This window comes from Enterococcus sp. 4E1_DIV0656, from assembly GCF_002140695.1.
In the GTDB taxonomy this organism is placed as follows: domain Bacteria; phylum Bacillota; class Bacilli; order Lactobacillales; family Enterococcaceae; genus Enterococcus_D; species Enterococcus_D entomosocium.
Map to the genome: position 1 here is coordinate 1,985,816 of NZ_NGLF01000001.1, position 15,740 is coordinate 2,001,555.

18 protein-coding genes are annotated in these 15,740 nt (G+C 41.4%); 12 read left to right on the top strand and 6 right to left on the bottom strand.

Translation table 11 applies throughout. The features are described from left to right. Nucleotides 1–103 precede the first annotated feature (103 nt). From A5882_RS09280 to A5882_RS09290, 3 genes are all read left to right on the top strand, one after another. On the top strand, nt 104–1,273 hold the full coding sequence (locus tag A5882_RS09280) for a pyridoxal phosphate-dependent aminotransferase (RefSeq protein ID WP_008377389.1): 1,170 nt from the start codon (nt 104–106) through the stop codon (nt 1,271–1,273). Between the two features lie 186 nt (nt 1,274–1,459). Beyond that, nucleotides 1,460–2,368: a phosphate ABC transporter substrate-binding protein PstS family protein gene (locus A5882_RS09285; protein ID WP_086332128.1), complete on the top strand. Its 909-nt coding sequence runs from the start codon at nt 1,460–1,462 to the stop codon at nt 2,366–2,368. Nucleotides 2,369–2,490: 122 nt separating this feature from the next. Beyond that, on the top strand, nt 2,491–4,728 hold the full coding sequence (locus A5882_RS09290; RefSeq protein ID WP_086299209.1) for a GH25 family lysozyme: 2,238 nt from the start codon (nt 2,491–2,493) through the stop codon (nt 4,726–4,728). 71 nt (nt 4,729–4,799) lie between these two features. Here the strand turns inward: A5882_RS09290 and pnpS are convergent, their stop codons facing one another. Together pnpS and A5882_RS09300 are read right to left on the bottom strand one after the other, a co-directional pair. Further along, complete coding sequence (gene pnpS / locus A5882_RS09295; protein ID WP_086299210.1) at nt 4,800–6,521, bottom strand: two-component system histidine kinase PnpS; 1,722 nt, start codon at nt 6,519–6,521, stop codon at nt 4,800–4,802. After that, nucleotides 6,521–7,225 (bottom strand): response regulator transcription factor, encoded by a 705-nt coding sequence (locus tag A5882_RS09300; RefSeq protein ID WP_005237242.1) that lies wholly within the window; start codon nt 7,223–7,225, stop codon nt 6,521–6,523. Before A5882_RS09300 ends, pnpS begins: the two co-directional genes overlap by 1 nt. Nucleotides 7,226–7,375: 150 nt before the next feature. On the opposite strand from A5882_RS09300, the gene A5882_RS09305 reads away from it, so the two are divergent. The 4 genes from A5882_RS09305 (at nt 7,376) to A5882_RS09320 (ending at nt 10,209) form a co-directional block, all read left to right on the top strand. Continuing rightward, on the top strand, nt 7,376–7,849 hold the full coding sequence (locus A5882_RS09305) for a DUF523 domain-containing protein (protein WP_086299211.1): 474 nt from the start codon (nt 7,376–7,378) through the stop codon (nt 7,847–7,849). Then, on the top strand, nt 7,839–8,177 hold the full coding sequence (locus A5882_RS09310; RefSeq protein WP_005228897.1) for a putative DNA-binding protein: 339 nt from the start codon (nt 7,839–7,841) through the stop codon (nt 8,175–8,177). Before A5882_RS09305 ends, A5882_RS09310 begins: the two co-directional genes overlap by 11 nt. A 14-nt stretch (nt 8,178–8,191) precedes the next feature. Then, nucleotides 8,192–9,610: a signal recognition particle protein gene (gene ffh / locus A5882_RS09315; protein WP_005228902.1), complete on the top strand. Its 1,419-nt coding sequence runs from the start codon at nt 8,192–8,194 to the stop codon at nt 9,608–9,610. 398 nt (nt 9,611–10,008) lie between these two features. Beyond that, nucleotides 10,009–10,209, top strand: a complete 201-nt coding sequence (locus A5882_RS09320; RefSeq protein WP_008377398.1) for a CsbD family protein — start codon at nt 10,009–10,011, stop codon at nt 10,207–10,209. 46 nt (nt 10,210–10,255) lie between these two features. On the opposite strand, the gene A5882_RS09325 is transcribed toward A5882_RS09320, so the two are convergent. Genes A5882_RS09325 through A5882_RS09335 form a run of 3 tightly spaced genes read right to left on the bottom strand, consistent with a single transcriptional unit; the run spans nt 10,256 to nt 12,693 of the window. Continuing rightward, the gene (locus A5882_RS09325; protein WP_005237239.1) at nt 10,256–11,416 is read right to left on the bottom strand and encodes an ABC transporter permease; all 1,161 of its coding nucleotides are present in this window, start codon (nt 11,414–11,416) and stop codon (nt 10,256–10,258) included. A gap of 12 nt (nt 11,417–11,428) precedes the next feature. Continuing rightward, complete coding sequence (locus A5882_RS09330; protein WP_005237238.1) at nt 11,429–12,310, bottom strand: ABC transporter ATP-binding protein; 882 nt, start codon at nt 12,308–12,310, stop codon at nt 11,429–11,431. Then, nucleotides 12,307–12,693, bottom strand: coding sequence for a GntR family transcriptional regulator (locus A5882_RS09335; protein WP_008377404.1), 387 nt, complete (start codon nt 12,691–12,693; stop codon nt 12,307–12,309). The genes A5882_RS09330 and A5882_RS09335 overlap by 4 nt, the downstream gene beginning before the upstream one ends. A 100-nt stretch (nt 12,694–12,793) precedes the next feature. Between A5882_RS09335 and A5882_RS09340 the strand changes: the two genes are divergently transcribed. Then, the gene (locus A5882_RS09340; RefSeq protein ID WP_086299212.1) at nt 12,794–13,372 is read left to right on the top strand and encodes a DNA-3-methyladenine glycosylase I; all 579 of its coding nucleotides are present in this window, start codon (nt 12,794–12,796) and stop codon (nt 13,370–13,372) included. A 6-nt stretch (nt 13,373–13,378) separates the two neighbouring features. After that, entirely contained in the window at nt 13,379–13,912 is a 534-nt protein-coding gene (locus A5882_RS09345; RefSeq protein WP_005237235.1) for a dihydrofolate reductase family protein, read from the top strand. Between the two features lie 83 nt (nt 13,913–13,995). On the opposite strand, the gene A5882_RS09350 is transcribed toward A5882_RS09345, so the two are convergent. Next, a complete protein-coding gene (locus tag A5882_RS09350) occupies nt 13,996–14,547 on the bottom strand; it encodes an NADPH-dependent FMN reductase (RefSeq protein ID WP_016613846.1) in 552 nt (183 codons plus the stop codon). A 254-nt stretch (nt 14,548–14,801) separates the two neighbouring features. Here A5882_RS09350 and rpsP point away from each other — a divergent pair, with 254 nt between their 5' ends. The 3 genes from rpsP (at nt 14,802) to A5882_RS09365 (ending at nt 15,704) form a co-directional block, all read left to right on the top strand. Continuing rightward, nucleotides 14,802–15,077, top strand: coding sequence for a 30S ribosomal protein S16 (gene rpsP, locus A5882_RS09355; RefSeq protein WP_005228917.1), 276 nt, complete (start codon nt 14,802–14,804; stop codon nt 15,075–15,077). 11 nt (nt 15,078–15,088) lie between these two features. Beyond that, nucleotides 15,089–15,334 (top strand): KH domain-containing protein, encoded by a 246-nt coding sequence (locus A5882_RS09360; RefSeq protein ID WP_005228918.1) that lies wholly within the window; start codon nt 15,089–15,091, stop codon nt 15,332–15,334. Nucleotides 15,335–15,446: 112 nt separating this feature from the next. Next, nucleotides 15,447–15,704 carry a hypothetical protein gene (locus A5882_RS09365; protein ID WP_005228919.1) on the top strand — a complete coding sequence of 86 codons (258 nt, stop codon included), beginning with the start codon at nt 15,447–15,449 and terminating at the stop codon, nt 15,702–15,704. The last annotated feature ends 36 nt before the right edge of the window (nt 15,705–15,740 follow it).

The window sequence follows — 15,740 nt, forward strand, 5'->3', positions numbered from 1 at the left end:
TGGTTATTAGATTAATTTCATCCGTTGCTTAAAATTGTCGCCTTTTTGTGTTAGGATTAACAACAATAGCGAATGAATTTGCTTAATTCAAAGGAGTGATACTATGGCAGACGTAAGCCAACGCTTCAATCACGAAGTGTACAATATAGCTGTTTCATTGATTCGTAAATTTGATGAACGGGTTTCTTCAATTCCTGATATTTTAAAGTTAACGTTAGGCGAGCCGGATTTTAACACACCAGAGCACGTGAAAAAATCGGGTGTCCAAGCAATCGAACAAAATTTTAGCCACTATTCTGGAATGGCCGGCTTAGCAGATGTTCGGCAAGCAGCCAGCCTCTTTTTGAAAAATAAATATCAGCTTGATTACGACTTTCAATCAGAAGTATTAGTGACGATCGGTGCAACGGAAGCGATCTCAGCTTCTTTATTAGCCACGTTGGAACCTGGCGATAAAGTTCTCCTACCGGCACCAATTTATCCAGGCTATGAACCAGTCATCCATTTAGCCCATGCCCAACCGATCTATCTTGATACGACGGACAATGACTTTGTTTTAGCGCCAGAAGTTTTGGAAGCAGCCTTAAAAGAGCATGGGGAGCAAGTCAAGGCAGTCATTTTGAATTATCCTAGCAATCCAACAGGGGTCGTTTATACCCGAGAACAAGTCAAAGCATTGGCGGAGGTTTTAGAAAAATACCCCGTTTTTGTTATTAGCGATGAAATTTATAGTGAGTTGACTTATGATGAAACCCATGTGTCCATTGCCGAATACTTGCGGGATCAAACGATCGTGATCAATGGCTTGTCGAAATCTCACGCGATGACTGGGTGGCGCGTCGGCTTCATTTTTGCACCAAAAGCGTTGACTGCTCAGATCATTAAGGTCCACCAATACTTAGTGACTGCGGCATCAACGATTTCTCAAAAAGCAGCTGTGCGGGCATTGATCGAAGGCATCAATGATGCAGAAGTCATGAAAGCCGATTACCGTGAACGTCGAGATTACTTGTTTGAAAAGATGACTGCCCTTGGTTTTGACATGGCGAAGCCCTCTGGTGCATTCTACATTTTTGCCAAAATACCAGCAGGTTTCAACCAAGATTCAATGGCTTTTTGTGTCGACTTAGCGGAAAAGAATCAATTAGCAATCATCCCGGGTATCGCCTTTGGTCCCGAAGCAGAAGGCTATGTTCGTTTAAGCTATGCGGCAAGTATGGAAAACTTGGTGGAAGCGATGGATCGCTTGACACGCTATATGCAAAGCAATTGATTCTACAGACATTTCTTTCGTTTTTAGATAAAGCAAGCCCCCTCTGATGGATTCAGCGGGGGCTTTTTGGGCAATCGACAAACTTTACAAAAGATTTACATCGCTTTATCGATTCTTTACATGAAATCCATCAAGGGTTTACACCGCCTTGCTAAACTAAGCATATAACGAAAGGAGATTTACTAAATGAAAAAATTGGGACTTTTATTTTTTGCAACTGGATTATTATTAGCTGGCTGTGGGAGCGGTGGTACAAGCACTGATAGCAGTCAAGCATCAGGCGGATCTTCATCAGGTGCCGCATCAAATGAAAATGTAGAAATTTTAGCGGTAGGCTCAACTGCTTTGCAACCCTTGGTTGAAGCAGCAGGTGAAAGCTTCTCAGCGGACAATCCCAATTATACAATTACTGTTCAAGGTGGCGGTAGCGGAACTGGCTTAAGTCAAGTAGAAACAGGCGCTGTGACGATCGGCAATTCCGATGTTTTTGCGGATGAAAAAGATGGTGTGGACGCCAGCAAATTAGTTGACCATAAAGTAGCCGTAGTTGGTATGGCACCAGTAGTGAATAAAGACGCAGGCGTTACGGATCTTAGCCAACAAGATTTAATCGATATCTTTACAGGCAAAGTGAAGAATTGGTCTGAACTCGGTGGAGCAGATCAAGAAATCTCTGTAATCAACCGTGCGTCAGGCAGCGGTACGAGAGCGACCTTTGAAAAATGGGGCTTAGATGGTGCAGAGACGATCCAAACACAAGAGCAAGATTCTTCTGGAACAGTCCGTAAAATCGTTGCTGAAACACCAGGAGCAATCAGCTACCTTGCTTTATCTTATTTAGATGATTCAATCCAAGCGCTATCTCTTGATGGGGTAGAAGCGACCCCTGAAAATATTGCAGATAACAAATGGCCAATCTGGTCTTACGAGCATATGTACACGAATGGTGAACCAGATGCTAACGTCAAAGCCTTTCTTGATTACATCATGACAGACGATGTCCAACAAGGAATCGTTATCGAATTAGGATACTTGCCAATCACTGATATGAAAGTAGAACGCAGTGTAGACGGCGAAGTAACGAATGTTGAATAAACAGTTTTCATAAGGTACAAAAAAAGAAGGGAAGAACTCCTTCTTTTTTTGTACCTTTTTTTTTATTTTTTATGTAAAATAGATAGTGAATATAGATGAATATTCAGTGAAAGGGGAAAAAAATGAAAAGATTTCCAAAAAAAATGTTAATAGCAGCATTGTATGCGGGAACGGCCTTTGTCATTTTTGGCATGCGTGTTGGTTTTGCAGACACGGAATCAACAAGTGAGTCAAAAGAGGCTGCTATTGTTTACTCTGAGACGAATGATGTGACAAGCAGTGACAGCCAAACAATTCGCTCGAATACAGGTGAAACCAGCGAAGACTCAATTGATTCAACGAGTGAGACAACATCATCAAGTAACCGCAGTGAAACGGGCAGTACGACTGTTGATAGCAGTACAGCCGAAAGTGAAGAAAAAAGCCCAGACAATGCTTCGGATTCTGTCTATGATATCAGCTCAGGATTAGACCCAACGTATCGAAGCCGTTCAGATTTGAAAGTCAGCTTAAGCCGTTCGGCACGGTCTGTTTCTAGTGTTCCTTATATTTCAGCAGGAGATCCCTCAACCCCAAAGCAAGACTTTATTGATATTTCCTCCCACAACGGAGAGATCACTGTGGAGCAGTTCAAGTTGATTAAAAGTTATGGCGTTTCTGCAGTGGTGGTGAAATTGACAGAGGCAACTTCTTATCGAAACCCACTAGCTGCAAGTCAAATTGCAAATGCTAAAGCCGCTGGGCTGATTGTACATGCTTATCACTACAGTTGGTTCACCACTGAGGCACAGGCAAAAGCTGAAGCAGATTATTTTGTAAGCTATGCGAGACAATTAAATTTACCGACTTCTGCTCTAATGGTCAATGACATTGAAGAGCCAAATATTAAGAAAAAAGCAGATCATACACAATTGTCAAAAGTTTTTGAAAATAGATTAAAAGAACTGGGGTATACGAATACGCATCATTATATAGGTGTGTCGTGGGTCACGGATAACGCGATCGACCCTGTTGCTTTAGGAAAAAACAAAGTTTGGATCGCACAATATCCATACGAACCGCAAAATCAGAAGTATACGGATTATAGTGCATGGCAGTGGACATATAACGTTACATTCCCAGGGATCAATGGCACCTTTGATATGAATTCAGATTATAACAAGTATTTTATCAGTCAAGGACAAGGCGGTGCGATCAATGATGGCCGTTATGCCACCGTTGTAAAAGACAATTATACGATTTGGCAAAATTTCTCTTGGACCAAAAAAGCAGACTCTAAAGCTTATCTGGGTCAGACTCTGCAAATAAAAGTGCGTTATGAGCATATTAACGGTAGCACCTATTATTCATTATACGACAACCAAGGGAATTGGGTTGGGTACATTAACTCTGGTGGCGTCAAAGTTGCTGATGGTCCTCAAGGGAATTGGCAATCAAAGCAAATCTATGTCAAATTCAAAGAGCCAGGAACGATATATCGAGATTTTACATTTACTAAGACTGCACCGGTAACTTCAGATATGGTGAAAAATACCTATAAAGTAACCGGTACTTACCATCACTTTGATGGCACGTATTATGATTCAGTTTATGATTTTTCTGGAAAATGGATTGGGTACATCGCTTCAACGAAATTAGCAGTTCAAACGAATCAAGGCCCCGCATTGGCCGATGGACGCTATGTAACGATCACCAGTGGAAATTACTCGATATGGCAAAATTTTTCATGGAAAGTAAAGGCATCCAGCAAGGATTACTTGAATAAAACAGTTTTAGCGAAATATCGCTATGAACACTTAAATGGCAGTATTTATTATTCACTATATGATCAATCTGGTACATGGTTAGGCTATATGAACGCTAATGGTACCAAAACAGCGAATAATGCAGGTGGAACAGCTATTTCAAGTGGTAAATATGTCACTGTTACAAGTAAAAATTATTCGATGTGGCAAAACTTTTCTTGGAAAGAAAAAAATAAAAGCAGTAATTTTTATGGTCAAACACTTCAAGTAAAAGTTTACTACAACCATTTCAATGGTAGCACCTATTCGTCACTATATGATAATAAAGGAACTTGGCTTGGCTATATCAATGCCAATGGAACAAAGGAAGCAAGTAATGCTGCCGGAATAAACCAAAGTTACCATAAAAAAATAACGTTTACTCAGAATTTCCCACTATGGCAAAATTTCTCTTGGAAACAAAAAAGTACTGTGACTAACGCCATGAAAGGACAGACGTTCGAAGCGCGTTACGTGTATCGCCACTTTAATGGAAGTAATTACCTGTCAATTTATGATAATAAAGGAACTTGGCTAGGTTACGTCAATGAATCAGCAACAAAAGTTGTTAAGTAAGTATGGTTCCAAAAAACTAGCCGAGAAAATGCCATTAGACGTTTTCTCGGCTAGTTTTCTTTCTAATGTTCTCAATGAAGCGGCAAAGTCACCGTAAAGGTAGAACCAATTTTAGGGAAACTGTCAACCTTGATGCTGCCGCCTAATAATTTGGTATAGTCTTTGACGATAGCCAGCCCAAGTCCAGTGCCGCCAGAATTGCGAGCACGGGCTTTGTCCACCCGATAAAACCGCTCAAAAATCCGTTCTTGATCTTCTTCATCGATGCCGATGCCTTGATCCTGCACTTGAAAAAGCAGCTGGTCATCTTGCTCGGAATAGGATAATGTGATGACACCTCCAGGTTTTGAATAGGTGACCGCATTTTCAACTAGATTTTTTACGATGGGCTGCAGCAGCTCTTTTTTGGTAGATAAAATGAATTGTTCGGGTCCTTCAAATTGAAAGGTCAATTGCTTCTTAACAGCTGCGGGACCATAGGTTTGAACGACTTGTTGCAGCAGCTCAGAAAAGTTGATCGGTTGGTCGACATACTGGAAAGAATCACTGTCTTGAGACAATTGGATGATATCTTGTATTAGATTTTTCAAGCGATAAGCATCTTTTTGAATGATCTCTAAGAAGGTCTGCAACGTTTCAGGGTCTTCTTTGGCGCCATCCAGCAGTGTTTCAGTAAACCCAATCAAGGAAGTTACCGGCGTTTTTAATTCATGGGAAACATTGCCGACAAAATCTTTTTGCATCTTTTCTAATTGTCGGATGCGTGTCAAGTCATAAGAAATACCAATCAACTGGTTTTCTTGGAAGCTTCGCAAGGTAACATCTAAGACTTTTGAACGTTCCCCGCTAAGGGTGGTTTCCGCATGGAAAATAGGGGTCTCGTCATTAAATTGATAGATCAACTGGATCAATTGTGTGTCATGGATCACTTCAGTAAAAGGTTGCGGTAAGATCGGTGCGGTTTCCATCCCTAGCTGTTCTTGCATCGTCGGATTCAACAGCAGCAGTTGATTTTCTTCATTGATGATAAAGACACCGATCATCAGTTCACTGAGCAAGCCGTACAGTTGCTGTTCAGAAGCCGCATAGGCACGATAGGTCTGGCTCATTTGCTCGCTCAGCTGATTGATCAGTTGATACAACTCATCATGTTCAGGGGTTTCTTGCATAATGATTGCTTGTTGATCGGGCGAGGTGATCATTTTTTTTACGACGGGCAGAATCGTTTGGATCGGCCGATTTCGCTGGCGCAAGGTATGGAAAATCAATAGGCTGATCAAAAAGCAAAAAACAAGATAGACAATCAAGATCGACTGCTTGATTCCTTCATTTTTTGCAAAAAAAGCCGCGGTCGGTTCGGCGATTCGCAAGATTTGAGTCAAGTTTCCATCCTCTTTGACAGGAATCGCCACGTAAAGCAATTCTTCATGCAAGGTGTCGCTTTCCCGCAGCGATTGACCGACGGAGCTTCCGCGCAAAACGGCTTGGACTTCTGGACGATTGGAGCGGTTTTCATGCAGTGTATGATCATAGGTATCGAAAATGATCTGACCTTGGTCATCTAACAAAGTGATGCGACTATTGCTATCTTCAACATAGGTATCCGCAAACTGTTCTAAGGCGGCGGTTTGATTATCTGATAGATTCAAAAATACGGTGGCTTTCTCTTGGAGAAAAGCCACTTGCTGGGCAATGACTTGCTGACGGTAAAAACTGCTTAGAACTTGCCAGCACAGGAAAAAAATCAGCAATAGACCGATCGACCATAAACCATAGCCATAGCGTTTTTTCATTAGACTGGCTCCTGAAATTTATACCCGAATCCCCGAACCGTTACTAAGTATTCCGGCCGTTTTGGATCAGCTTCCAATTTTTCTCTTAAATGACTGATGTGAACATCCACGATTCGACTTTGTCCATCAAAGTCGAAGTTCCAAATGCGATTGAGCAAGGTATCGCGATCGATTACGCGACCTTTTCGTTTCATAAAGTAAACTAGCAGCTCGAATTCTTTTGGCGTTAGGAAGATTTTCTCACCATCCACACTGACTTGGAAATTCGTCAGGTCTGCTTGGATCCCACCGACTTGCAGAATCTCTGCAGGTTGATCTTCTTCTCGTGTTTGTTGACGGGGTTCTAAACGACGGAAGATGGCTTTCATTCTAGCTAATACCTCTCTAGGACTGAAAGGCTTCGTCAAATAGTCATCGGCGCCGATCTCTAAGCCTAAGATCCGATCGATTGGATCATCTTTTGCGGTCAAGACGAGGATCGGGGTCTCGATTTTTTCTTGACGCAATTTCTTCGTGATCTCGATGCCGTCCATATTCGGCAGCATGACATCTAAGATGATAAAGTCAAAAGGCTTAGACAAGGCTAATTCGTAGGCTTTTTGACCATCTGAGGCGGAAACGACTTGATAGCCCTCTTTTTCTAGATTAAAGGTTAAAAGTGTGACGATGGAAGGTTCATCATCGACAACGAGTATTTTTTTCATGGCAAACTCCTTTAGCTTCTTTTTTTCAAGAAACGATTAAATTTCAACGAACAAGTCCTATTTTAGCATGAATAGACAATTGGTACTATTGCAACCACTAAATAAATGCTATAATAAAGGACGATTTCATAGGAAAGCTGAGGGTGCTATATGATCGGAATCAGTGCGTGTCTAGGCGGTGTACTTTGCCGTTATGATGGAAAACACCAAGCAGTGCCACCATTGATCGAACTGGTAAGAGCAGGTCAAGCAATGATGGTTTGTCCAGAAGTTCTTGGCGGCTTGCCGATCCCACGGGAACCGGCCGAAATCGTTGGTGGCGATGGGGTGGACGTTTGGGCGCAACGAGCGAAGGTCGTCACCATCTCAGGGGAAGACGTGACCGAACAGTTTACTACCGGCGCGAAAATTGCTTATCAAAAATTACAAGAGCAAGGCATCACTCAACTGATCCTAAAAGAGAACAGTCCCTCTTGTGGCAGTCAGATGATTTATGATGGCAATTTTACTGGAATCAAAAGAACAGGGATCGGTGTCGCTTGTGCGTATTTTCGGCAACAAGGCATGACTGTTTTGTCCGATGTCGAATGGCTTGCAAAACAGGAGGAAGCAAATGGAAATTGAAAAGACCAATCGCATGAATGCGTTGTTTGAGTTTTATTCCACGTTATTGACAGAAAAACAGATGAATTACATGGAATTGTATTACGCAGATGATTTTTCTCTAGGAGAAATCGCTGAAGAGTATCAAGTAAGCCGTCAAGCAGTCTATGACAACATCAAACGCACCGAACGTATTTTAGAAGACTATGAAAAAAAACTACATATGTTTTCGGACTATATCATGCGGGAAGACTTGCTGGATCAGCTAAGCGAGTATACGAAAACTCACTATCCAAAAGACGAAACCTTACAGGGGTTTATTCAACAGCTCCAAGAAATTGAAGAATAAAGGAATGAAAAAAAATGGCATTTGAAAGTTTAACTGAACGCCTCCAGCAGGCAATGAGCAAACTGCGCAGAAAAGGAAAAGTATCTGAAGCAGATGTAAAAGAAATGATGCGTGAGATTCGTCTAGCTTTATTAGAAGCCGACGTCAATCTGCAAGTTGTGAAAGAGTTTACCAAAAATGTACGTGAACGGGCAGTTGGGGTAGAAGTATTAGAAAGCTTATCTCCAGCGCAACAGATCGTTAAAATCGTTGACGAAGAATTAACCAAAACGTTAGGATCAGAAACAGTTGGGATTGAAAAATCACCAAAGATCCCAACGATTATCATGATGGCTGGTCTGCAAGGGGCAGGGAAAACCACCTTTGCTGGGAAATTAGCCAATCACTTGATCAAAACCGAAAACGCACGTCCATTAATGATTGCCGGTGACGTGTACCGTCCAGCCGCGATCGACCAATTGAAAGTATTAGGTCAGCAATTGGATGTACCTGTTTTCGATATGGGAACTGATGTCAGTCCAGTTGAAATCGTACGCCAAGGATTGGCTTTGGCTCGGGAAAAGAAAAATGACTATGTCTTGATCGATACAGCAGGTCGTTTGCATATCGATGAAAACTTGATGGAAGAGCTAAAACAAATCAAGGACTTGGCACAGCCAAATGAAATTTTACTGGTAGTGGATGCGATGACAGGACAAGATGCTGTCAACGTGGCGGAAAGCTTCAATCAACAACTGGGGATCACAGGGGTAGTCATCACCAAACTAGATGGCGATACTCGTGGCGGTGCGGCATTGTCAATTCGTCAAGTTACTGGCGCTCCAATCAAGTTCACTGGTACCGGTGAAAAATTGACCGACCTTGAAGTATTCCATCCAGATCGGATGTCTAGTCGGATTCTCGGTATGGGTGATATGCTGACTTTGATCGAAAAAGCACAGCAAGATTACGACGAGAAAAAAGCAGAAGAACTTGCTCAAAAAATGAAGGAAAACTCCTTCGACTTCAATGACTTTGTTGAACAGATCGATCAAGTCATGGGCATGGGCCCAATTGAAGATCTTTTGAAAATGATTCCGGGAATGAGCCAAATGCCTGGCATCGAGAACGTCAAAGTTGATCCAAAACAAATTGCCCGTCAAAAAGCCATGGTTTATTCCATGACACCAGCAGAACGTGAAAATCCTGATCTGTTAAATCCAAGCCGTCGTCGCCGGATTGCCGCCGGTTCTGGCAACAGTGTCGTCGAAGTCAATCGCATGATCAAACAATTTAAAGAATCCCGCAAAATGATGCAGCAAATGAGCAAAGGGAATATGAACATTCCTGGCATGGATCAAATGTTTGGCGGCGGTGTCAAAGGGAAACTTGGAAAAATGGCCATGAATCGTATGGTCAAAAAACAAAAGAAGAAAAAGAAAAAACGCAAATAATCGTTTAGCACTGATAGGAACTAAGAACCGAACCTTCTCTTAGGGTACAATTAAAAAAAACATGACCTGAAAAGACACCAAATCGAGAAGCTGTACCTCCTGATTCTAGCAGCTGCAGCTCCTCAGATTGCCTTCTTTCAGGTCATGGTTTTTTTATGTTCACAGTGTCCTCTTTAAATGAACTCCTTCAAAGAACATCAAATAGAACATCTAAAGAACATCCCTTTTTATAGAGAAAGCCAGCTTTCTACTGAATATCCTAAATCGTCCAAGAGTCAAAAATAGCGAAGAACTATCGTTGCGGACAACTCAAAGGATAAGATAGAAGCAGAACATTCGTGCTTTCTGGCAAATGATGCTACTATTAATTTATAGCAAGTATGAAAGGAGTTTTTACGATGACAAACAAGGATCGCATTGAAGGAAAAGTAACCGAAACAAAAGGGAAACTTACAGGAGATGACTCCGAGGAGTTAAAAGGGAAAACCCAAAATAAATATGGGAAAGCCAAAGATAAGGTTGAAGATTTTGCGGATGATGTTTCTCGCAAAGTAAATGACTTCTTTGACAAAAAAGACGACGACAAACCTAAACATTAAACATAAAAGCGTCCCGGCAACAATTTCTTGTTGTAGGGACGCTTTTTTAAATATTGCTGACCTGTTTGTTTTTTCGTTTGTACCACCAATTCATCAGTGCTTTAGGATAGACAAGCAATAAACTGATGAATAAGCAAGCAACCAGCAACAAGCCAAGCCGAAGGATGATGTTCCAAAGACTGACATCATACCCCTCATAGAGATCACGGTAAAAAATTTCTAGCGGGTAATAAGAAATCATGGATAGATAGAACCAGGTTCCTAAAGAAAGCAGCCAATAAACCGGGGCGCGCAATTTAGGGATCGTTAAATAATCACCGTCATTTTCTAAAGAAATTTTCGAGAACACTTTTTCGGCAGCAAGAATCAGCAAGCCGCTCAAACCGAGGTAAAGGAGCAGTAGCCACCAAGGATAGACATATCCTTGCGGCCAATCGATCCACGTTTGAAAAGGAAGCAGAAAATCCCCATGACCAAGAAATACAAAACTAAAAAACTCGCGGGTACATTGGAAAAAGCTATACCCCATTGTTCCTAGAGAAAGAGTGAAGAACACCGACAGCACGCCAGTAAACAGATTCCCCAGTAAAACGCCCAACAAGATGCCGACAGCAAATACTAGTAGATTCGTTGCCAAAGTACTAAGGGCGGAAAGCAGCACGTCTTGAAGCGGCACAGCGAGATAGCGAGCCGGGATCATTGTGTATTCGATCAGGATATGACCTAACAGGCCCAACACTAAACAAGCGGTCAAGGGTAAGCCGATAAAAAGCAGTTTCTTGCGAAAGACGTGCTTTCTGCTAAAGGGTAAAGCAAATAAAAAGCGATTGAAATTGGTGCGGCCATCGACAAAAAAGGACAAAAAGCCCCAAATAAACAGGAAGACAATCACAAATTGATTCATGGTGGTCATATACGGGCGATTGTAATAAAAATCATCTGAGTACTCTTTGTTGATTGTCAATACCGCATCGCGGTACTCTGCTGCCGAATCAAAGTAAACCGGGGTTTCACCGTTGTAGCTTTTGACATAGTATTCTCGATTTTCGTTAAAATCTTTGATAAATTCCTCAGATGCCAAATAACGTTCTTGCTGGTGCCAAGAATTTTGTGATTGCCAGCCAGCACTAAGATACATGAAGAGCACGACAAAACAAAAACCGATCAACAACTTACCGTAGCGTTCTTTAAATATATTGCTTAACATCGTTTTCCACCTCTATCCTTCCACCAATGCTTCTTGTCGTAAATTTGCTTCAAACAGATCTTCCAAAGTCAAAGGTAATTCTTCGAAAACCAAAGGATCAAGTTGCTGGATCTCAGCCGCCAGCTCCTCTGTGTAATTGTCAAACAAAGCAGTCAAGACTCGACCTTGTTTTTGAATCAGCTTGGAGTGCTGCTTGATAAGGGGAGGAATCTGTTTGCTGCGAAAGACGAGTTGGAGTTTGCGAGATTGTTCGCGAATCGTTTCCAAACGGTAGTCTCCTTCAATCGTTTTCCCTTTGATCAACAAGGCACGATCAATAATATGTTCTAATTCATTTAGATTATGAGAAGCGATTAAGGCGGTACGATTCGACTCGCTGAGGCTTTCCAGCAATAATCCAATCACTTTTTTACGGACGATCACATCAAGCCCATCAAAAGGTTCGTCTAACAGTAAGAACGTCGCATTTGAGGCGATCGCAAGAATCATTTTATAAAGACCTTGCATACCTTTTGACATCCGTCGGTAGGAAAGCGTCAGAGGAAGACCGTGACTTTGCATCAATTCTAAGTAAAGATTCTGATCGAAATTTGGATAAGCAAGCCGATAAAATTGATTGAGCTTTTTCAAAGAGTAGGCCGAAAGAAAGTTTTCTTTTTCATCAATATAAAAAAGTTGTTCTTTTAATTGCGGATGCTGATCCAGGCGTTGGTTATCGATGGAAATCTCCCCATCATCTAGTAAATAATGCCCAGCAATCGTCCGAAACAACGTGGTTTTCCCAGAACCATTGCGGCCGATTAATCCTACGAGCTCTCCTTTTTCCAAAGAGAAGTTCACGTTTTCTAAGACAATTGTTTGTTCCATTTTCTTGGTCACATGCTCGATCTTCACTGTGGATCGCCTCCTAACTCTTGTTCAAAGCCATTCATCCAATCGCTCAGCTCACGCATGCTGATCTGTAAATGGCGTGCTTCGATCACCAATTCTTTCAAACGTTCTTTCACTTGTAAGATCCGAATCTCATCGCGTGGCAGATCCTCAGTAACTTTCACAAAGGTGCCTTTTCCTTTGATGGTGACAAGTACTTGCTCATTTTCCAATACTTTGTAGGCTTTGCTGACGGTATTTGGATTCATCAACAGGCGCTTGGCCATTTCACGAACCGAAGGTACTTGGTCTCCGGCGGTTAGAACACCGTTCAGAATATCTTCTTTGATACTTAAAACCAATTGCTCATAGTAAGGTTTGCTGCTGGCTTTGTTAATGCGAACCACAAAATCAGCTCCTTTCATTTATGTGTACTAGTATACGTAGTACACTGGTGGAAGTAAAGTCATTTATGATAAAATAAACAAAAAGGAGCTGATGAGGACAATGGAGCGATGTGAATGGGCCAACAGTACACCAGCAATGCAGGAGTATCATGATACGGTATGGGGAAAACCTGAGTATGAGGATCAGCAGTTGTTTCGAAAACTGGTGTTAGATATGAATCAAGCAGGATTGAGCTGGCAAACGATTTTAAACAAGATGGCGAATTTCGATGCAGCATACGATCAGTTTAATATCATAAAAGTAGCGAACTATACGGAAGAAAAAGTGGAAGAACTGATGATGAATCCAGGAATCATTCGCAATCGACGAAAGATTGAAGCAGCGATCATCAATGCCCAAGAAGTTTTAAAAATCCAGCAAGAATACGGCAGTTTCTCCGCATTCTTGTGGCGATATGTCAATCATGAGCCAGTCATCAATGAATTTCAGCAGCAATCCGATGTACCGACCCATTCGGAAATCTCCGATCAGCTAGCAAAAGACTTGAAAAAGCGAGGCTTTAAATTTGTCGGAACGACAACTATTTACGCGTTTATGGAAGCGGTCGGCATGGTTAATGATCACTTAGTCACTTGTGTTTGTCGAAGGTCAGAAGCAAACGTAAAAATAAAGGAGTGAGCCTAATTGGGAAAAGTGGTATTTTATGGTGCAATCAGCCTCGATGGCTATTTAGCAGGTATGGAGGATCAACTGGACTGGCTGTTTCAAACTGATACCGGTGTTGCAACGACCTATGAAGCATTTTTTGCAACCATCGACGCGACCGTGATGGGAAGAAAGACCTATCAAGAAGCAAAAAAACTGATGGATGATGGACTGCTATATCCTGAAAAGACCAACTATGTTTTTTCTCGTACCCGAAAAGAGCCGCTGCCGGATGCAACCCTAGTGTCAACGGATCCAGTTGCATTTGTTTCAGCATTAAAACAAGAGGAAAACGTATGGGTAGTAGGTGGGGGTTCCTTATTAAAACCATTGCTGGAAGCTGATTTGATCGATGAATGGTTTATTCAAATCGCGCCGGTGTTTTTAGGAGAGGGCAAGCGACTGTTTGAACCGGGGGATTATGCGAGACGCTTGACGTTTGTTGAAACAAAACAGATGGGGGAACTGACAGAACTTCATTTTGTCCGAAAGTCTGTGTCAGGCAGCGAGTAAAAAGCGCAAACGATTATTCTTCACAGTAAAAAGACCAAGAAACTCAGTGCCGAGTTTCTTGGTCTTTTTGTTTGGATTCTTAATTAGTTGAATCGTTGAAAGAGTTCAATATATTTTGCAATGATCGTTTCAAAGAAGCTTACTGTATCTGGGTTGATTTCGTTGTTTTCATCAATCAAGTTGGTGATTCCACCGATATAGGCTTCTGGTTGTTGTAGAGTAGGCATATCCAAAAAGACTAATGATTGACGTAGGTGATGGTTTGCACCAAACCCAGCGATCGCTCCTGGAGAAACGCTGACAACCAAAGCTGGTTTGCCACCCCAACTGCTAGCACCGTAAGGACGAGAACCAACATCTAATGCATTTTTCAATGCTGCAGGAACAGAACGATTGTATTCTGGTGTAAAGAAGAAGACCCCGTCAACGGCGCTTAATGCTTCCCGAAATGCTGTCCATTCAGCAGGAACTTTTCCTTCAACTTCCAAATCTTCATTGTAAAAAGGCAAGTTGCCGATTTCGATGAAAGATGCTTCAAAACCTTCTGGTAATAATGATGCGAATTTTTTCGCTACGAGTTTATTAAATGATCCTTCCCGTAAACTGCCGACGATAAAACCAATTTTTTTTGTCATGTAAATTTCCTCCTTGTTGTTTTCTACTCATTAAGCTTACCAAAAGTAAGTGGATGGTGCAAATAAAACGATTTGACTTTAAAAAGTTTCTCTATTACTAATGATACGCGTCCTGATTCATTCTGGCAAAAGATAACCATGCTTAGAAAATAAGAAAGAAGAAACTTTTTTTAGCTGTAAAGAAAAAACTCTTTACACCATCGGAAAAACCTGTTAAACTAGCTCTTGTGATTAAATCAATGGAGGTGTAAATAATGGCAGTAAAAATTCGTTTAAAACGCATGGGTTCTAAAAAGAAACCTTTTTACCGTATCGTCGTAGCAGATTCACGTTCTCCTCGTGACGGACGTTTCATCGAAACAGTTGGTACTTACAATCCTTTACTAGACCCAGCTGAAGTGACAATCAAAGAAGATTTAGTTCTTGATTGGTTATCTAAAGGTGCGCAACCTTCAGATACAGTTCGTAACATCCTTTCTAAAGAAGGCGTTATGAAAAAACACCACGAAGCAAAATTCACTAAGAAATAAGGTGACTTTGGATGAAAGATTTGCAAGAATTAGTCTTAACGATCGTTTCACCACTTGTTACCAAACCTGAGGATATCAAGCTTGAGCTGGTAGAGTCAGATGATTTCTTGGAATATAATCTTACTGTGGCACCAGAGGATATTGGTCGTATCATCGGTAAACAAGGTCGGGTTGCCAAAGCAATTCGAACAATCGTTTACAGTGTACGGACAAATGGACCAAAAAAAGTTCGTTTGAATATCATTGATGGTAAATAAGCAAGAATGAAAAGCATTTCTCTTTGAGGAATGCTTTTTTTGTAAAATTCATGCTTAAGATGGAGGACAAAAAAAGGTGGTTTTGAGATAATCAAAAGGAGGAGGTGCTTGTATGTCTCAACTAATCGCATGGATCGTCGTTCTTTTGATCCTCGTCTTTATTTATAAAATTGGTTCTTTTCTTTGGCGAACGCTAGGGATCTTGTTGTTGCTCTTTTTAATTTGGGTCTATCGTGAGGAGATCATGACGCAATTGAACCAATGGACACAAAACTTTCGTTGGGGCGACCTATCGACGATCGCCAATCAAGTTTGGCAATGGATCAAGGATGGCTTTCAATCACTGCAAAATTGGGTGACAAATCTTTAAAAAATCAACAAAAAAATGACAGACAATCTGACTTGT

Excerpts from the sequence above, each read along its gene's own strand:
- A5882_RS09280 (WP_008377389.1), top strand. The coding sequence starts at position 104 with ATGGCAGACGTAAGCCAACGCTTCAATCACGAAGTGTACAATATAGCT.
- A5882_RS09285 (WP_086332128.1), top strand. The coding sequence starts at position 1,460 with ATGAAAAAATTGGGACTTTTATTTTTTGCAACTGGATTATTATTAGCT.
- A5882_RS09290 (WP_086299209.1), top strand. The coding sequence starts at position 2,491 with ATGAAAAGATTTCCAAAAAAAATGTTAATAGCAGCATTGTATGCGGGA.
- pnpS (WP_086299210.1), bottom strand. The coding sequence starts at position 6,521 with ATGAAAAAACGCTATGGCTATGGTTTATGGTCGATCGGTCTATTGCTG.
- A5882_RS09300 (WP_005237242.1), bottom strand. The coding sequence starts at position 7,225 with ATGAAAAAAATACTCGTTGTCGATGATGAACCTTCCATCGTCACACTT.
- A5882_RS09305 (WP_086299211.1), top strand. The coding sequence starts at position 7,376 with ATGATCGGAATCAGTGCGTGTCTAGGCGGTGTACTTTGCCGTTATGAT.
- A5882_RS09310 (WP_005228897.1), top strand. The coding sequence starts at position 7,839 with ATGGAAATTGAAAAGACCAATCGCATGAATGCGTTGTTTGAGTTTTAT.
- ffh (WP_005228902.1), top strand. The coding sequence starts at position 8,192 with ATGGCATTTGAAAGTTTAACTGAACGCCTCCAGCAGGCAATGAGCAAA.
- A5882_RS09320 (WP_008377398.1), top strand. The coding sequence starts at position 10,009 with ATGACAAACAAGGATCGCATTGAAGGAAAAGTAACCGAAACAAAAGGG.
- A5882_RS09325 (WP_005237239.1), bottom strand. The coding sequence starts at position 11,416 with ATGTTAAGCAATATATTTAAAGAACGCTACGGTAAGTTGTTGATCGGT.
- A5882_RS09340 (WP_086299212.1), top strand. The coding sequence starts at position 12,794 with ATGGAGCGATGTGAATGGGCCAACAGTACACCAGCAATGCAGGAGTAT.
- A5882_RS09350 (WP_016613846.1), bottom strand. The coding sequence starts at position 14,547 with ATGACAAAAAAAATTGGTTTTATCGTCGGCAGTTTACGGGAAGGATCA.
- rpsP (WP_005228917.1), top strand. The coding sequence starts at position 14,802 with ATGGCAGTAAAAATTCGTTTAAAACGCATGGGTTCTAAAAAGAAACCT.
- A5882_RS09360 (WP_005228918.1), top strand. The coding sequence starts at position 15,089 with ATGAAAGATTTGCAAGAATTAGTCTTAACGATCGTTTCACCACTTGTT.
- A5882_RS09365 (WP_005228919.1), top strand. The coding sequence starts at position 15,447 with ATGTCTCAACTAATCGCATGGATCGTCGTTCTTTTGATCCTCGTCTTT.